At 51.6% G+C, this 15,353-nt stretch carries 17 protein-coding genes; 9 read left to right on the forward strand and 8 right to left on the reverse strand.

Annotated elements, in window-relative coordinates:
* The first annotated feature begins 99 nt into the window (after positions 1 to 99).
* Entirely contained in the window at positions 100 to 1,692 is a 1,593-nt protein-coding gene (locus ACR0B3_RS11470) for a hypothetical protein (RefSeq protein WP_480809184.1), read from the forward strand.
* Here the strand turns inward: ACR0B3_RS11470 and ACR0B3_RS11475 are convergent.
* Positions 1,687 to 2,520 carry an FkbM family methyltransferase gene (locus tag ACR0B3_RS11475; protein ID WP_480809185.1) on the reverse strand — a complete coding sequence of 278 codons (834 nt, stop codon included), beginning with the start codon at positions 2,518 to 2,520 and terminating at the stop codon, positions 1,687 to 1,689. The genes ACR0B3_RS11470 and ACR0B3_RS11475 overlap by 6 nt on opposite strands.
* Before the next feature lie 600 nt (positions 2,521 to 3,120).
* On the opposite strand from ACR0B3_RS11475, the gene ACR0B3_RS11480 reads away from it, so the two are divergent.
* Genes ACR0B3_RS11480 through galE form a run of 8 tightly spaced genes read left to right on the forward strand, consistent with a single transcriptional unit; the run spans position 3,121 to position 10,899 of the window.
* Positions 3,121 to 4,566: a UbiA family prenyltransferase gene (locus ACR0B3_RS11480; protein WP_480809186.1), complete on the forward strand. Its 1,446-nt coding sequence runs from the start codon at positions 3,121 to 3,123 to the stop codon at positions 4,564 to 4,566.
* Positions 4,563 to 4,991 carry a GtrA family protein gene (locus tag ACR0B3_RS11485; RefSeq protein WP_480809187.1) on the forward strand — a complete coding sequence of 143 codons (429 nt, stop codon included), beginning with the start codon at positions 4,563 to 4,565 and terminating at the stop codon, positions 4,989 to 4,991. The genes ACR0B3_RS11480 and ACR0B3_RS11485 overlap by 4 nt, the downstream gene beginning before the upstream one ends.
* Complete coding sequence (locus ACR0B3_RS11490) at positions 4,988 to 6,310, forward strand: FAD-binding oxidoreductase (RefSeq protein WP_480809188.1); 1,323 nt, start codon at positions 4,988 to 4,990, stop codon at positions 6,308 to 6,310. The genes ACR0B3_RS11485 and ACR0B3_RS11490 overlap by 4 nt, the downstream gene beginning before the upstream one ends.
* Positions 6,307 to 7,044, forward strand: a complete 738-nt coding sequence (locus tag ACR0B3_RS11495) for an SDR family oxidoreductase (RefSeq protein ID WP_480809189.1) — start codon at positions 6,307 to 6,309, stop codon at positions 7,042 to 7,044. Before ACR0B3_RS11490 ends, ACR0B3_RS11495 begins: the two co-directional genes overlap by 4 nt.
* Before the next feature lie 47 nt (positions 7,045 to 7,091).
* Positions 7,092 to 8,186 carry a Gfo/Idh/MocA family protein gene (locus ACR0B3_RS11500; RefSeq protein ID WP_480809190.1) on the forward strand — a complete coding sequence of 365 codons (1,095 nt, stop codon included), beginning with the start codon at positions 7,092 to 7,094 and terminating at the stop codon, positions 8,184 to 8,186.
* A gap of 10 nt (positions 8,187 to 8,196) precedes the next feature.
* Positions 8,197 to 9,066, forward strand: coding sequence for a hypothetical protein (locus ACR0B3_RS11505; RefSeq protein WP_480809191.1), 870 nt, complete (start codon positions 8,197 to 8,199; stop codon positions 9,064 to 9,066).
* Positions 9,066 to 9,845 carry a WecB/TagA/CpsF family glycosyltransferase gene (locus ACR0B3_RS11510; RefSeq protein WP_480809192.1) on the forward strand — a complete coding sequence of 260 codons (780 nt, stop codon included), beginning with the start codon at positions 9,066 to 9,068 and terminating at the stop codon, positions 9,843 to 9,845. Before ACR0B3_RS11505 ends, ACR0B3_RS11510 begins: the two co-directional genes overlap by 1 nt.
* Positions 9,846 to 9,882: 37 nt before the next feature.
* On the forward strand, positions 9,883 to 10,899 hold the full coding sequence (gene galE / locus ACR0B3_RS11515) for a UDP-glucose 4-epimerase GalE (RefSeq protein WP_480809193.1): 1,017 nt from the start codon (positions 9,883 to 9,885) through the stop codon (positions 10,897 to 10,899).
* Between the two features lie 208 nt (positions 10,900 to 11,107).
* On the opposite strand, the gene ureG is transcribed toward galE, so the two are convergent.
* Genes ureG through ACR0B3_RS11550 form a run of 7 tightly spaced genes read right to left on the reverse strand, consistent with a single transcriptional unit; the run spans position 11,108 to position 15,352 of the window.
* The gene (gene ureG, locus ACR0B3_RS11520) at positions 11,108 to 11,755 is read right to left on the reverse strand and encodes an urease accessory protein UreG (RefSeq protein WP_480809194.1); all 648 of its coding nucleotides are present in this window, start codon (positions 11,753 to 11,755) and stop codon (positions 11,108 to 11,110) included.
* A complete protein-coding gene (locus ACR0B3_RS11525; protein ID WP_480809195.1) occupies positions 11,752 to 12,423 on the reverse strand; it encodes an urease accessory protein UreF in 672 nt (223 codons plus the stop codon). The genes ureG and ACR0B3_RS11525 overlap by 4 nt, the downstream gene beginning before the upstream one ends.
* The gene (locus tag ACR0B3_RS11530; protein WP_480809196.1) at positions 12,389 to 12,841 is read right to left on the reverse strand and encodes an urease accessory protein UreE; all 453 of its coding nucleotides are present in this window, start codon (positions 12,839 to 12,841) and stop codon (positions 12,389 to 12,391) included. The genes ACR0B3_RS11525 and ACR0B3_RS11530 overlap by 35 nt, the downstream gene beginning before the upstream one ends.
* A 16-nt stretch (positions 12,842 to 12,857) precedes the next feature.
* Positions 12,858 to 14,567, reverse strand: coding sequence for an urease subunit alpha (gene ureC / locus ACR0B3_RS11535; protein WP_480809197.1), 1,710 nt, complete (start codon positions 14,565 to 14,567; stop codon positions 12,858 to 12,860).
* The gene (locus ACR0B3_RS11540) at positions 14,567 to 14,872 is read right to left on the reverse strand and encodes an urease subunit beta (protein ID WP_480809198.1); all 306 of its coding nucleotides are present in this window, start codon (positions 14,870 to 14,872) and stop codon (positions 14,567 to 14,569) included. Before ACR0B3_RS11540 ends, ureC begins: the two co-directional genes overlap by 1 nt.
* Complete coding sequence (locus ACR0B3_RS11545; protein WP_480809199.1) at positions 14,869 to 15,030, reverse strand: peptidase M23; 162 nt, start codon at positions 15,028 to 15,030, stop codon at positions 14,869 to 14,871. The genes ACR0B3_RS11540 and ACR0B3_RS11545 overlap by 4 nt, the downstream gene beginning before the upstream one ends.
* A gap of 19 nt (positions 15,031 to 15,049) precedes the next feature.
* The gene (locus tag ACR0B3_RS11550; RefSeq protein ID WP_480809200.1) at positions 15,050 to 15,352 is read right to left on the reverse strand and encodes an urease subunit gamma; all 303 of its coding nucleotides are present in this window, start codon (positions 15,350 to 15,352) and stop codon (positions 15,050 to 15,052) included.
* Position 15,353: the final 1 nt, after the last annotated feature.

Here is a 15,353-nt window from a genome sequence, read left to right on the forward strand (position 1 = left end):
ATTCAGAGGGGGAAAAGCCGACAGGAGCAGCGTACTGAGCCTTGTGCATTTGACTGATCGACGTTGACAGACGTGTGAATGCAGTGAAGGCTTCAGAGATTGAAGTTGTTTCTTACTAGTGTGGTGGTGCCAGTTGTGTTTGGGCGTAGTTCACAGTTATTTCTGTTTGTCTCTGTCGTGGTGACAGTTTTGGGGTCGGTTCTGACTTGGTCAATATTCAAGCCTTCGACCGGTTTCGACGATGCCAATATTACGATGAATTTTGCTCAGAACATCGCTAATGGCGAAGGATATGTATACTACGTTGGCGGTGAATTGGTTGAAGGATCGTCCTCAGCGCTTTGGACGTTCATCAATACTGTTCTCTATTTGGTCTTTGACGATATTGAGGTTCCACTCTCCATTCTAGGCGCGCTGATAAGCGCCACGACAATTCAAATCTCGATACTGATCTCGTGGCAAATTCTTCGAAACAGTAGTTTCCAAGAACCTGCTTTTGCCGGGCTGACAGGTGTCGCGTTTTTGTTTTTTCCTTCCTACTTTGCCTACATGGTTTGGAGTCTGATGGATATCGGACTATTCATTCTTCTTGTTTGCGCAATGATCTACTGCCAGACGTTGGTGTTGCAATCAGCGGCAAGCAGGAGCACCCGACTGTTTTTCATCGTCTTTGCAGCACTCCTGAGCGCTGCAAGGCCCGAGGGCGTAGCATTTGCAATCAGCCTGAGTATTCTTCTGTGGCTAGGCCTGTTGTATCAAAGGCGACATGGCTTGTACCACGTCGCTTTTGGTGGGATTCTGTTTGCTATCCTCACAGTATCTGGCCTTACTATTTTACGCCTTTGGTATTTCGGGCAGCCTTTGCCAAATACATTTTATGCAAAAGTTTCAACCAGCTACGGAAGTCAACTATTGGAAGGCGTAAAATACTCGATCAATTACTTCTACGATTTTGCCAATATAGCGTTGGTTTCCTTATTTTTACTTTCCATTTCTGTTTTGCCCCGCAAGCAGGAAACTTCGTTGCTTTGGATGACCAGCCTCGCATGTGGCCTTTGCGCGTTTGCAATCTATTCGGGTTTAGGTGGTGACCACTTCGGCTCATTCAGGTTCTACCAGGTGCTTACCCCTGTTTTGCTGCCTTGGGCGGTTGCTGCGGTGGTAATGAGCTATGAGAAATTCGCGCCGCAAACAACTGGATGGCGTAGCGTTGTGGGGTTTGCAGCTGCGGTCATAGTTTTGGTTGCTGCGTGGGGGCAGTTCAAGCAAACAAAAGGGGGCCTGGATGTTGATTTCAGTATTGCGCAAGCCGGACGTGATATGGGCAATATTTTGAATGAGTTTGATCCATTGCCGTCCGTAGGGATCCTGACCGCCGGGGGTATATCGATGACCTATGAGGGGGAAATTTATGACTTGTTAGGCCTGAATTGGGTTGAAATGGCCCATAGCAACCGGTCTGCCATGCGGGTTAAAAACAACAGTGGGTTCAGCGAAGTAGTATTTTGGAACAATACGCCTGACATAATCCTGCCTGAAATCAGGGACTGTAACCAGCCTGCGATGAACTATGAATGGGTCATGGATGATGTCGTCGCGTCCGAGCGGTTCAGCGAAATGTACAGCTACGAATGCTACAAAGGTCTAACATTCTATAAGAAGAAAGATGTTGCTCTTCCGAGCAAGCTATGAGCGGGTGGATTTAGCCATGAAGTTGTACCCCTTGTATCCGGTGGGGTCGTCTAGCTCAAAGTGACTTATCTCAAATAGTTTGCCGTCTTCATCTATGTTGAAGACATTGTACCCATTTGCCGCCAGCATCGCCCAGATTTCTTCTGCAGCGAGCCTTTGGTTTTTACATACATCGTCGGGAAGAAAGGTGCGTTCCTCTCCTGTGAAGTTCGGCATTACTTCAAAGAATAGAGTGGGTTTGGACTTTGTGATGGTCTTCTTAAGTCCGCGCAGAACCTGCAACTCAGCGCCTTCTACATCAATCTTTATTATCGCAGGATCATCAATGTTCAGCTCGGAGAGCAGGGTGTCACCATTCCGCGTTTGTACGTATTCCACACCTTGGTGTGCTCGACCATGTGAGCCACGAACCAGTGAGGCCATCTCGTCAAATGCTGCGTCCGAATAAAACTCTGCGATTTGATCACTTTCGGACAAGGCTATCGGCAGCACATGGCAGCCTCGTAAGTCATTGTCGTTTATAAATGTTTCGATCAGATGACAGCAAGCCAATTGCGGCTCAAATCCAAAATACTCCCTCTCCTGATCCACTTCCAAAACTTTAAGAAGTGTCTGGCCGACATTTGCGCCGACGTCTACAAACTGGCCTGGTCGCGACTCCAGAGCTTCTTTGATCAGTGGGCGAAGCGTTGCTTCATGCTGAATTCCAGCGCCCCCTAATCGGTTGGCAATGTAGCCTCTAAGTTTGTAGTCCTTTGTTCCTAATTTCAGCGGATAGCCAAACTGGTGGCGAAGATTTAGTATGTGATGAGACAGCCTTTGCAACATAAGGCAGAGTGCTCCTTCTCAATGATTGCTCGACACGTTCCTGGCTGAACAAAGTCAATTTCGTTGGGATTGACCGTACAATATTACAGGTCAAGAATCTAACGGCCCTGCTGGTTTGGCAAGCGACATGCGGTGCGGGGCAGGTCGAGTATCATTTGTGGATTGAGGCCAAAAACACAATGAACATGCTTGTTATTGTCAAATTTGAATGCTCGTTTAAGAACTGCGCAAAGGCTTTGAAATTACTGCCTTAGAAATACACATTGGGGCAAAAATAGATGTATTGTTGCGCATCAGGAAACGTCAATCGGAGCGTGAACTGTCCTGCAGCCTGAATAATCAATCTGTGAAGTGTCGGCCTCCAAAGATGCATTCGGTGCGAGTTATCTAGATATCGCCCTTAATGTCATGCTGATATTTGAAACTAAGCAGGCCCCGGTTGATCCTAAACTGCACCGAATTGTGTCACAGTTGGAACAAACTTTTGCGGCAAAGTTGTGTGTGCAGTCCTATACAACTAAAAGGAACGCACATTAGATGCTAAGGCGATTTTGTAGTTATTTTGTTTTGTTCGTATCCGGGGTGGATGGAGAATGATTTATGAGTGATGCATTGGCAGAAAATCAAAGCAGACCAATGCTGGTCGTAGACCTAGACGGAACCCTGCTGCGTTCCGATATGCTGTATGAAACGTTCTGGCGCGCATTTGGCCGTAGCTGGCAAAATCTGTTTCGCGCCGCGCGCTCGTTGATGGGCGGAAGGGCTGCTCTGAAGCGCAGGCTTGCTGCAGATGGGGATATCGACGTTAGCACTCTGCCTTATGATCCTGAGGTTATTTCTTACATCAAGAATTGGAGAGGTCACGGCGGTCAGGCCGCTCTTGTGACAGCAAGCGATGAACAGATTGCGAAGAGTATTGGCGAATATCTTGGCATCTTTGATGAGGTTCATGGTTCTGACGGAACACTGAATCTGAAGGGCACAAAGAAAGCCGAATTTTTAAAGGAACGCTTCGCGCACGAAGGTTTCGCGTATATGGGAGACGCCAAAGCGGATCTGCCGGTTTGGTCCGAAGCCAAGCGCGCCATCACTGTCAATGTTCCCGGTGCTTTGCGCGGACAGGTCGACACTTTGGCATCAGAAGTGGAACATTTGACCACGTCACCTACATCGATCAAACCATATATCAAAGCGCTGCGACCGCATCAGTGGTTGAAGAACATCCTGATTTTTCTTCCCATGCTGGCAGCTCACCAATACGACGCAATTACGTTCTTTCAGTCATTTCTGGCGTTCATTGCGTTTTCGATGATTGCTTCTGCAGGCTACGTCTTTAATGATCTGCTGGATCTGGAAGCAGATCGAATGCATCCTCGCAAGTGCAAGCGACCATTTGCTTCCGGCGCGTTGCCGATAGCCCATGGCACCTGGCTTGCAGCAGGATTGTTGATAACGGGATTTGTAATTGCCGGCAGTCTGAGCCTTATGTTGTTATTGACGTTGTTGGCATATTTCGCTGCAACGATGGCGTATTCTCTGGACTTAAAACGCCGAACTATCGTGGATATCTGTACGCTTGCGATCTTGTACACAATGAGGCTTGCCGCAGGTGGAGTAGCAACTGGATTGTCGCTTTCGGTCTGGTTGTTGGCATTCTCAATTTTCTTTTTCTTGTCGCTGGCTGCAGTCAAAAGGCAGGCTGAGCTCATAGATACGGCCAAGCGTGGTAAGCTTGGCGCAAGCGGACGTGGATACATTGTTGATGATCTTTCAATCATCAGTCAGGTGGCGATATCAGCAGGATTTGTGTCTGTTCTCGTGATGGCGCTTTATGTAAATTCCCCGGTTGTTGTCTCGCTTTACAAGCATCCTGAGGCACTTTGGGGTGTCTGTCTGATATTGTTGTACTGGATTACACGGATCGTCATGATCACGCATCGTGGACATATGCACGATGACCCCGTGGTGTTTGCAGCAAGAGATCGTGTCAGCCTGATTTGCGGCGCAGCCATATTGATTTGCGCCTTAGGAGGCGCGTTCTTATGAACTTGACGACGCTTATTGTGCGGTATTCGGCATTCGCTGTAATCGCAACAGTTGCCAATCTCGCTGTCCAGCGGCTGGTCCTGACAGGCGGGACTTCGACAGCCATGTTCATGATGGCTGTCGGGGCCGGGACTATCGTGGGCCTTGTTGTCAAGTATGTGCTCGATAAGCGTTGGATATTTATGTGCACAGCGTCGGGGGTTGCAGCCCACAGCAGGAAATTTGGGCTCTATACCGTTATGGGGATCGTGACAACGGCGATCTTTTGGGGAACGGAGAGCGCGTTCTGGTTTATCTGGAAGACGGATCTCATGCGCGAAACCGGAGCGGTTCTAGGTCTGTGCGTCGGTTATGTCGTCAAATACAACCTGGATCGTCGCTTTGTTTTCACAGATTCGGCCCTCGGCCCGGAGGCTCGTGCATGAAACTGACCGGTTGGGGCAGGTACCCCACTGTCGAAACACAGTTGGCAACACCGGCATCCGAATCGGAACTGGCCGATGCCGTGTCAGTCGGTAACGTTATTGCGCGCGGAAATGGGCGAGCCTATGGGGATAGCGCCATCTCGTCCCGACTGACGCTTGATATGAGCAAGTTCAACCACATGATTGCCTTTGATGATCAAAACGGTGTGCTTGTGGCAGAAGCGGGTGTTCTATTGGCGGACATCATTGCAGCATTTTTGCCGCGCGGATGGTTTCCTTTGGTTACGCCTGGAACCAAATTCGTAACACTTGGCGGCATGATTGCTGCAGATGTTCACGGAAAAAACCACCACAAAGAAGGCTCGATGGCTGCATGTGTGGAATGGTTGGATGTCATGGATTCAAGCGGAAATGTGAAAAGATGCTCTGCCGCCGAGAATGCAGCTGTGTTTTCCTGGATACCTGGTGCCATGGGGTTGACCGGGATTATTTTGCGCGCTGCCATTCGTCTCAAAAGGGTAAGGACCGGCTGGATTAGTCAAACTACAATCCCTGCGCCGAACCTCACCTCAGCGATGGATGCTTTTGAGGAGGCTCAAGACAGCACATACTCTGTGGCCTGGATCGATTGCTTGCAATCCGGTGATGCGTTGGGGCGGTCGCTTGTGATGTTGGGAGAGCATGCAACACCTGAGCTTCTGACCGAACGCCAAGCACGCGATCGGTTTGCACTAACGCCTAAGTCGCAAAAACGACTTCCATTTGATTTCCCTGGTTTTCTGCTATCGAGCCATGTCGTTAAGGCGTTCAACGCGGCATATTATTGGAAAGGCACTCGTGGTTCACGGACCAGACTTGTCGACTGGGACAGCTACTTTTATCCGCTTGATTCAATCCTAGATTGGAACCGAGCCTATGGACGACGCGGGTTTCTGCAGTTCCAATGCGCACTGCCATTGGAGAGTTCCAAGGAAGGGCTGCAGACGCTTTTAGGCGCGATCGCCAATTCTGGTGGTGGTTCATTCCTGGCGGTTCTCAAACGGTTTGGACCGGAAAGCGGCAAATTTTCCTTTCCGATGCTGGGCTACACGTTGGCTTTGGATTTTCCAGCAAACGCCAAGAACCTAAAGCTGCTGACAGAGCTCGACGCGATCACGATCGATTATGGTGGTCGGTTCTATCTGGCAAAAGATGCGCGCATGACTGCAGATGTCCTGCGCCGAAGTGATACCCGCGTGCCCGACTTCTTGGATACACGCTCCACATTCAAAGCCGACGGAGTATTTTGCTCGGCCCAATCTGAAAGGTTATCCATATGAATACGGGTCCGGTTCTGATCCTTGGCGCGAGATCCGATATCGGGCTCGCTGTTGCCCATAAATTTGCGGCTTTGGGGCATTCGGTTCAATTGGCAGCGCGAAATGTCGAAAACCTCAACAAAGCGAAGACTGATCTCGAAGTGCGCTATCAAGTTGCGGCCACGTTGCACGAATTTGATGCGTTGGATATCGAAAACTATTCGAACTTTCTAGACGGTCTTCCTGACTTGCCAGACATAGCCATTACGGTGGTTGGCTATATGGGGGACCAATCCGAAAATGAATCCGATATGGCGGCTGCCGTATTGGTGATGCGGAGCAACTATGAAGGCCCGGCAAGCATATTGGCTGCTCTCGCCAATCGATTTGAAGAGCGTGGGGCAGGTACATTGGTCGGGATAAGCTCGGTCGCCGGCGATAGGGGCAGGGCCAGCAACTACGTCTATGGATCGGCAAAGGCGGGGTTCACCGCATTTCTTTCCGGACTTCGCAATCGTTTGGCCAAGAAGAATGTTCATGTGGTCACTGTTCTGCCCGGTTTTGTCGCGACACAGATGACTGCCAATATGGACTTGCCCAAAGCATTGACTGCGCAACCCGAAGAAGTGGCGAACAAAATAGCGTCTGCAGTGTCGTCCGGGCGCAATGTGATTTATGTTCGGCCAATTTGGTGGTTCATTATGACCATCATCCGCAACATACCGGAAAGTGTGTTCAAGAAGACCAAAATTTGATCGTCGCTAGTATCTTTTGAAAACAACGTTTTACGGACAATGTGTTAATGAGTGAGAAAATCAAAATTGCTGTTGTCGGCCTTGGCAAGATGGGTCTTTCGCATTTCTCGATGGTGAATGCCCATCCAAAGGCGGACACTGTTGCCTGCGATGGCACAGGCTTCATGGTGGATGTGCTAAGCAAGAACCTCTCGACCAAGATTTACAAAAACTATGATGATCTTTTGGACAAAGAAGTTCTTGATGCGGTAGTCATTGCCACACCCTCGCGATTGCATGCCTCAATGGTGCAAACGGCCTTGGACAAGGGAATCAACGTATTTTGCGAAAAGCCGTTTTGTCTGAACTGGGCTGACAGTCAGCGGCTTACCGATTTGGCGGCTGAGAAAAACCTGATCGCGCAAGTCGGGTATCATTATCGGTATGTTGGTGCATTCCAGGAGATGAAGCGCCTGATAGATGCTGGCGCGATTGGTCGCATCACCCATGTTTTGGCCGAGGCCTATGGTCCCGTTGTACTACGCCCCAAACGTACCACATGGCGCACCGATAAGGCCGAGGGCGGTGGTTGTCTGTATGACTATGCAGCTCATCCGCTCAATCTGTTGAATTGGTTCTTTGGCGCTCCGGATATGGTCATGGGCTCATATCTTGGGCAGATATTTTCGGAAAGTACAGATGACGAAGTGTTTTCCACGCTGCGCTGGAACGATGGTCCGACGGCCCAACTGTCAGTGAACTGGTCAGATGAAAGCCATCGGAAAATGTCGACCAAGATCAGCTTGATTGGGACTAATGGTCGTCTCTACGCCGACCGGCAAGAATGCCAAGTTTATTTGCGCAAGCCAGTCGAGGGTCTAGAGGGCTACGACGCAGGATGGACCGTCAAATACACAACCGAGTTGACAGAAGACAGATGGTTTTATCTGAGAGGTGAAGAGTACTCTGCCCAACTCGATGATTTTATCGAAACCGTCGCCGCGGGCGGGACCAGGGCAGTCCAAAATGACTTTGCCTCAGCGACGGCCACAGACAAAACCATGGCAATGATTGTTGAGAATGCCGAGACCGGGCTTTCGGTCGGTGAAGCCAGAGCTATGGCACCACAATCTATGAAGAAACGCAGCTGGTTTGGGCGCTGAGGAGATGGTGATGGAAAAACTTCTTTTTGGCGATAACCAGTTTTTTGGTATCAATCACATGTCCGAAGAAAAAGCGCGTGCGCAAGCGATGCGGTTTCAAAAAACGGACGCCATAATGAATGTGTTAGATACGGCGTATGATGCCGGCATCAACACCTTCATGTGTACCACGCATGATCGCATTGGTGCCATCGCACGCCGCGTAAGGGATGATCCGGCACGCTATTCCTCGTTTAAGTTCTACCCTTGTATGCCCTATGCCCACAAATACGCTAACGCCGTAACCGAGTTTGGCATGGTTGGTGCATTGAAGGAATTCATGCCCAAGGACGGATTGCTCGCGACTGCACTGACCGGCACCAAAGCGCTCGCGACAAAGGAAATTGACGGGATAGCGAAGGTGCTGATCGACATGGAAATGAAGATGTTCGCGGGTACTAAAGCCCCGGTTGTCTTCATTCAGAATGTGTTCACGGACCTTTTGCTTGGAATGGGTTTCACGCGCGCCTTCAAGATATTTGATGAACATATCCGGGAAAATTATGGGGCTGAACCTGCCTATATCACAATGAATATGCCGATGTTGCTTGAGGCGCTTGAAAAAGAGGGCATCAATCGGCCAATTATCTGTTCCAACATCAATAAAATCGGGTTTCGCATGTCCGGCGGATTGGATGCATATCTCGACGCGTTGAAATCTGGGCGTGTCCGGGCCGTGGCAATGTCCGTCTACGCTAGTGGTGCAATCCCCGCCGACGAGGCAATCCATTGGATTAGTGAACTACCCGGTGTCGAGAGTATTGTCTTTGGCGCGTCTTCCAAGGCCAACATTCTTGGAACCAAGAGCCTCGTTGATCAATACATGAGTGAGACGGCTTAATGACCGACGGGATCAACAAAGCGGATCTTAAAAGAGTCCCTATGCTGAACGCCTATGTCCATGACCTGGCGATGGACGACTTGGTGGCGAATTTCACCGAAGGGGCGATGCTGACATTGCATGTCGATATGATCATGAAATTGCAACAAGACCGTGAGTTTTATGACATCATCGACGAGTTCGACGTCATTACGTGTGATAGTCAGATCATGTATTTTGCGACGAAGTGGCTTGGGACCCCGGTGCAGGAACGTGTTTCAGGATCGGATTATTTTCCCAAGTTCTACATGCATCACAAAGACAATCCTGACATAAAGGTGTTTCTGTGTGGCGGCAAACCCGGCATCGCAGAAAAAGCTGCTCAAAAAATCAATGCCAAGACCGGTCGCGAGTTCATTGTCGGAACTGACTCTCCGGCATTTGATTTTGACCGTAATCCAGATGAAATCGAGCGTATGATCTCGGTGATCAATGAGTCAGGTGCGACGGTTTGCTTGGTTGGGCTTGCGGGTGGTCGCCAGGAAAAATTCATAATGAAGTATCGCGACAGAATGCCGGGTGTTCGGCTCTGGCTACCTTTGGGTGGTACGATTGACTATGAAAGCGGCGGTTTCGCGCGCCCTCCGGTGTGGATAACCGAGTGGGGTCTTGAATGGTTATACCGTTTGATAAAAGAGCCGCGCGCAAGATTTCATCGCTACATCGTGCACGAGCCTCCATTCTTATGGGCGGTGCTAAAGCAACGAATGGGTTGGTATAAAGACCCGTTTGCTCAATAGGTTTCGAATCTAGCGAGATGACAAGGAATATGGTGGAATGCGTGTCCTGTTGACCGGTGGTGCCGGATATATCGGTAGCCATACATTACTAAAGTTGCTGCAAGACGGTAGCGATGTTTTGGCTCTGGATAATTTCTCTAACAGTTCGCCTGAAGTGTTGCGCCGGGTTCAGAAGCTTACCAACGCGAATTTTGAAACGCGCGTTGGCGATTATTGCGTTCCTGATGTGCTTGACGAGGTCTTTCAAGAGTTTCGCCCCGACGCAGTCATACATTTTGCAGGTTTGAAAGCGGTTGGTGAATCCAACGAAAAACCGCTGAAATACTATGCGCAGAACGTTTCAGGCAGCATAAACCTTCTGGATTGTATGCAGCGACATGGTTGCGAAAACATAGTATTTTCATCATCTGCCACCGTTTATGGTGAGGCGCAGTATCTCCCCTACGATGAAAATCATCCCCTAAATCCCATCAACCCGTATGGACGAACAAAATACTTCATAGAAGAAATCATTCGCGACTGGGTTGCCTCACGACCACAAGCGAGCGCTGTTCTCTTGCGGTATTTCAATCCCGTCGGGGCAGATGAATCCGGTGATATCGGCGAGGATCCTCGCACGATTCCGAACAACCTGCTGCCGTATATCTCTCAGGTGGCTGTTGGCAGGCTGAAGGCGCTTAGTATATTTGGCGATGACTATGAAACCCGGGATGGTACGGGCGAGCGCGATTATATTCACATTGATGACCTGGCTGATGCGCATTTGGCTGCCGTCAAATATGCGCTCAAGAACAAGGGTTGCGAGGCCATCAATGTAGGAACCGGAACTGGTTATACTGTGCTGGAAATGGTGAAGGCATTTGAAGCTGCCTCGGGTAAAGAGATTGCGTATCAAATCGCAGAAAGGCGCCATGGGGACGTGGCGCGCAGTTTTGCCGATGTTTCAAAAGCCCAAAAACTGCTTGGCTGGAGCGCACAGCGGGGCCTGACAGAGATATGTCGAACGGCCTGGCATTGGCAATCGAAGAACCCATCAGGTTTTGAGAGCCAATAGATTTGGATTGCGCCACCGTTTTCTGATCGAATGTGCACCGAAGAGATTCAGGGCAAAGTACAGCTGAATCTCGTAAGGGATATTGAGTTTGCGCCGCGATGATCGGACAGCTAGTCGTCAAAGCTTTGTTCGCGCGTCTAGGCACATTAGCGCAGAAGGCCAGCGGCGCGGTGCTCGCTTTCCATATCAGAAAATGGAGTTCAGCAAACTACGCTGTCAAAGCTTTGACCCCTCTTTGCGACAACACCAAACCGCCAGATTGAACCAGAAAATCAACGATTTCGCCAATTCCTTGCCTATGGCGAAGCGAAGAGAAGACAAAGGGTTTTCCGTTGCGCATTCTATTCGCGTCGCGCTCCATCACTTCAAGCGATGCGCCAACATGTGGTGCCAAATCGGTTTTGTTGATGATCAGGATGTCAGATTTGGTTATGGCAGGTCCGCCTTTACGGGGGATTTCCTCTCCGGCGGCCACATCGATTACATAGATTGTCAAGTCAGCAAGTTCTGGGCTGAAAGTGGCGGACAAGTTGTCGCCGCCACTCTCGATCAGAACAAGATCCAGATCTGGATGGCGCACTTGCATCTCGGCGACAGCTGCAAGATTGATGGAGGCGTCTTCGCGAATTGCCGTGTGTGGGCAGCCACCGGTTTCAACGCCGATGATCCTGTCCTGAGGCAAGACCTGCATACGCATCAAGGCTTCTGCATCCTCCTGCGTATAAATGTCATTGGTGATGACGCCCATCGAGCAGGCATCGCGCAAGATTTCGGCTAATGCGGCGGTAAGGGTGGTTTTTCCGGCCCCAACCGGGCCTCCAATACCTACACGAAGGGGGCCGTTCATGCTGCTCATGTTCTGAAAATCCTTGAATATTGAGTTTCGTGTTGCATCGATGCGATATCGGTCAAAAAGGCGGTGGAACTCAGGTCATCCAGATCGGCAGTTTGGGCCAATTCAGCGATGCGGGCGCATCGAGGGGTCAAATCCCGGATCAGGTTTTGGGCCTCGGTCTGTCCCAGCGGGACCAACCTAGTCGCGCACGCAACCAGATTGCTGACAAACCCTTGTAGAAACAGCTTTGTCGTCAACAAAAGTGGAATGTCCTGCAGCCGCGCGGCGCGACCAAGTGAAACGGGATACGTGGATGCTCCTAGATCCAAGCCCCAGACATCGCTTGTTACAGTCCCGAATGCTTGACCCAGATTATTGGTCTCCATCAGACGTTCTGATGAGGCGCAGAAAGCCCGCGCCGTGGCATCGACATGGGACAATTCCACGGCATTCCGGGCCAGATAGGCGGCAACAAGAAACAGTGCGTCGTTCCAGCCCGAGCCATTTTCCAACACTTCCAAAACCCAGTCTGCAGTCGCGTCCGCGTTTGTAACGGATCCGTTTTCAATCGCTGCTTCTAGGCCGTGAGAATAGGCAAATCCTCCGACGGGGTAAGCTGGCGATAACCACTGGGCCAGTGTGAGGATATGGGCGTCAGTGTGCGTGGCCATGGGTCCTGCCGTGGCCATAGGCGCCACCTTCGGGCGTAAAGGGTTCAATAACCTTCGAAATCTCAGCACCCAACTTGTTGAGCATATCTTGAATAACGTGATCGCGTTGGATCAACAATCTTTGGGACTCGACCTGACAAGGCGTGTGCCGGTTACCGATATGCCACGCTAGTCGAGGCAGGTTCTCCCCGCGGATCTCCAGCAGTTCTTCGGCCGCTGCGATGATTTCGATCTCACGCCCGTCCTCCAAAATCAGCACTCCACCGTGGTTGAGCGACTGAGTTTGCGCCAGATCGACAAGAAACGCCTCACCTTCATCGGTGGCCAGCATCTTGCGGCGCAGGAAACGACCGTCATAGTCCAATGAAACCTGAGCATATGCCTGCGCGTGATGATGATCGTGATAGATGCGCGCGGTTTTGATCGCGGTGGTCATCGTTGGCCTCCTAGTTTCAGAACATAAAATAGCGCTGCGCCATCGGCAGCACTTCGGCGGGTTGGCAGGTCAGCAGCTCGCCATCTGCGCGAACCTCGTATGTTTCGGGGTCCACCTCGACATGGGGGGTGGCATTGTTCAGCAACAAATCCTGCTTGCCGATATTCCGCGTGTCGCGGACGGTAACCGTCTGTTTAGCCAGGCCGAGCGTTTCCCCAATGCCATCGGCTTTTGCGGCCTCAGACACAAAGGTGATCGCCGAGTTTTCAACTGAGCGGCCATAGGCACCAAACATCGGGCGGCTATAGACCGGTTGAGGCGTTGGGATTGAGGCGTTTGGATCCCCCATCTGTGCGCACGCAATAGTACCGCCTAACAAGACCATTTCGGGCTTGACCCCGAAAAAGGCCGGGTTCCACAGTACAAGGTCTGCGCGTTTGCCTTCCTCAACGCTGCCTATTTCATGGCTAAGCCCATGCGCGATCGCCGGATTGATCGTATACTTGGCGATGTACCTGCGAACCCGCAGGTTGTCATTCTCGCCGGTTTCGTCGGGCAGGCGTCCACGCTGTTTCTTCATTTTGTCCGCAGTCTGCCAGGTGCGGATCAGAACCTCGCCGACACGTCCCATGGCCTGACTGTCTGATGCGATGATCGAGAAGGCGCCCATATCATGCAGGATATCTTCGGCGGCGATAGTCTCGCGCCGGATACGGCTTTCGGCAAACGCAACATCCTCGGGGATGGATTTGTCGAGGTGGTGGCAGACCATCAGCATGTCCAGATGCTCTTCAACCGTGTTTACGGTGAAGGGTCGTGTTGGGTTGGTCGACGATGGCAGAACGTGGTTTTCGCCGCAGATCTTGATAATGTCGGGGGCGTGTCCTCCGCCCGCACCTTCTGTGTGAAAGGCGTGAATGGTACGGCCCTTCATGGCGGCAACTGTGTGTTCAACGAACCCGGATTCATTCAGCGTATCGGTGTGGATCATGACCTGCACGTCCATCGCATCGGCCACCGACAGGCAGCAATCAATTGCGGCAGGGGTTGTGCCCCAATCTTCATGCAGTTTCAGCGCGCAAGCCCCAGCCGCAACCTGTTCTTCAAGCGCTGCAGGCAACGAAGCGTTCCCTTTGCCCGCGAAGGCGAGGTTCATTGGAAAGGCGTCTGCAGCCTGCAGCATCCGTCCGATATGCCAAGGGCCGGGTGTGCAAGTGGTCGCCAGTGTACCATGGGCGGGACCGGTACCACCACCAAGCATGGTGGTCAGTCCTGAATGCAGGGCATCTTCGATTTGTTGCGGGCAGATAAAGTGAATGTGGCTATCAAAACCCCCGGCCGTCAGGATACGCCCTTCACCGGCAATGATTTCGGTGCCCGGGCCGATAGTGATGTCGACACCAGATTGTGTGTCCGGATTTCCGGCCTTGCCAATCTTGGCGATCCGTCCGTCTTTCAGTCCGACATCCGCTTTATAGATCCCAGAGTGATCGACGATCAGCGCGTTAGTGATAACTGTATCTACCGCCCCTTCGGCGCGCGTGACCTGTGACTGCCCCATCCCGTCACGGATTACCTTGCCACCACCGAATTTGACCTCTTCGCCATAGGTCGTCAGATCGCGCTCGACCTCAATTATCAGATCAGTATCGGCCAGCCGCAGTTTGTCGCCCGTCGTGGGGCCGAACATCGCGGCATAATCCGAGCGATTGATAGTGGCTGGCATTAGAGTGCTCCCATGATCTGCTGATTGAAACCGAACACTCGGCGATTACCCCCGATCGGGATCAGCGTGACCTCGCGGCTTTGACCCGGTTCAAAGCGCACCGCGGTGCCCGGCGCGATATCAAGGCGTCGCCCGCGCGCCTCTGTGCGGTCGAATTCCAGAGCTGGGTTTGTTTCCGCGAAGTGATAATGCGAGCCCACCTGGATTGGGCGATCGCCGGTATTGGCCACCATCAGCGTTACCGTCTGGGCATCTGAGTTCAGGGTGATCTCACCCACGCCCGGAAACAACTCTCCCGGAATCATTTTGGTAGCTTCGAGATCACTGCAATCGCCAGTAGCACAATGGCCCCCAGACCGACCGCAAGCAGCGCATAGTCCGTGCCATGAGCGTGCAGATGTGTGCCGGTGTGGGCCGAGGCAGGTCCTGCGAGAACAAACGCTGGAAATAGCATACGGTTCATTTACGTACTCCTTGATAGATTAGCGAATGGGGTTGTGGACGGTGACAAGTTTTGTCCCGTCTGGGAAGGTTGCCTCGACTTGCACCTCATGGATCATCTCGGGGATGCCTTCCATGCATTGGTCGCGCGTAATGACCTCGGCACCAGCCTGCATCATGTCAGCGACCGAACGACCATCGCGCGCGCCCTCAATCACTGCGTCCGTGATCAGGGCGATGGCTTCGGGGTGGTTCAGCTTGACCCCCCGAGACAGCCGCTTCCGGGCGACTTCAGCGGCCATAGCGACCATCAGTTTGTCTTTTTCACGAGGTGTCAGGTTCATC

Source organism: Ruegeria sp. CE9 (assembly GCF_056537425.1).

Excerpts from the sequence above, each read along its gene's own strand:
- ACR0B3_RS11475 (WP_480809185.1), bottom strand. The coding sequence starts at position 2,520 with ATGTTGCAAAGGCTGTCTCATCACATACTAAATCTTCGCCACCAGTTT.
- ACR0B3_RS11480 (WP_480809186.1), top strand. The coding sequence starts at position 3,121 with ATGAGTGATGCATTGGCAGAAAATCAAAGCAGACCAATGCTGGTCGTA.
- ACR0B3_RS11485 (WP_480809187.1), top strand. The coding sequence starts at position 4,563 with ATGAACTTGACGACGCTTATTGTGCGGTATTCGGCATTCGCTGTAATC.
- ACR0B3_RS11490 (WP_480809188.1), top strand. The coding sequence starts at position 4,988 with ATGAAACTGACCGGTTGGGGCAGGTACCCCACTGTCGAAACACAGTTG.
- ACR0B3_RS11495 (WP_480809189.1), top strand. The coding sequence starts at position 6,307 with ATGAATACGGGTCCGGTTCTGATCCTTGGCGCGAGATCCGATATCGGG.
- ACR0B3_RS11500 (WP_480809190.1), top strand. The coding sequence starts at position 7,092 with ATGAGTGAGAAAATCAAAATTGCTGTTGTCGGCCTTGGCAAGATGGGT.
- ACR0B3_RS11505 (WP_480809191.1), top strand. The coding sequence starts at position 8,197 with ATGGAAAAACTTCTTTTTGGCGATAACCAGTTTTTTGGTATCAATCAC.
- ACR0B3_RS11510 (WP_480809192.1), top strand. The coding sequence starts at position 9,066 with ATGACCGACGGGATCAACAAAGCGGATCTTAAAAGAGTCCCTATGCTG.
- galE (WP_480809193.1), top strand. The coding sequence starts at position 9,883 with ATGCGTGTCCTGTTGACCGGTGGTGCCGGATATATCGGTAGCCATACA.
- ureG (WP_480809194.1), bottom strand. The coding sequence starts at position 11,755 with ATGAGCAGCATGAACGGCCCCCTTCGTGTAGGTATTGGAGGCCCGGTT.
- ACR0B3_RS11525 (WP_480809195.1), bottom strand. The coding sequence starts at position 12,423 with ATGGCCACGGCAGGACCCATGGCCACGCACACTGACGCCCATATCCTC.
- ACR0B3_RS11530 (WP_480809196.1), bottom strand. The coding sequence starts at position 12,841 with ATGACCACCGCGATCAAAACCGCGCGCATCTATCACGATCATCATCAC.
- ureC (WP_480809197.1), bottom strand. The coding sequence starts at position 14,567 with ATGCCAGCCACTATCAATCGCTCGGATTATGCCGCGATGTTCGGCCCC.
- ACR0B3_RS11540 (WP_480809198.1), bottom strand. The coding sequence starts at position 14,872 with ATGATTCCGGGAGAGTTGTTTCCGGGCGTGGGTGAGATCACCCTGAAC.
- ACR0B3_RS11545 (WP_480809199.1), bottom strand. The coding sequence starts at position 15,030 with ATGAACCGTATGCTATTTCCAGCGTTTGTTCTCGCAGGACCTGCCTCG.
- ACR0B3_RS11550 (WP_480809200.1), bottom strand. The coding sequence starts at position 15,352 with ATGAACCTGACACCTCGTGAAAAAGACAAACTGATGGTCGCTATGGCC.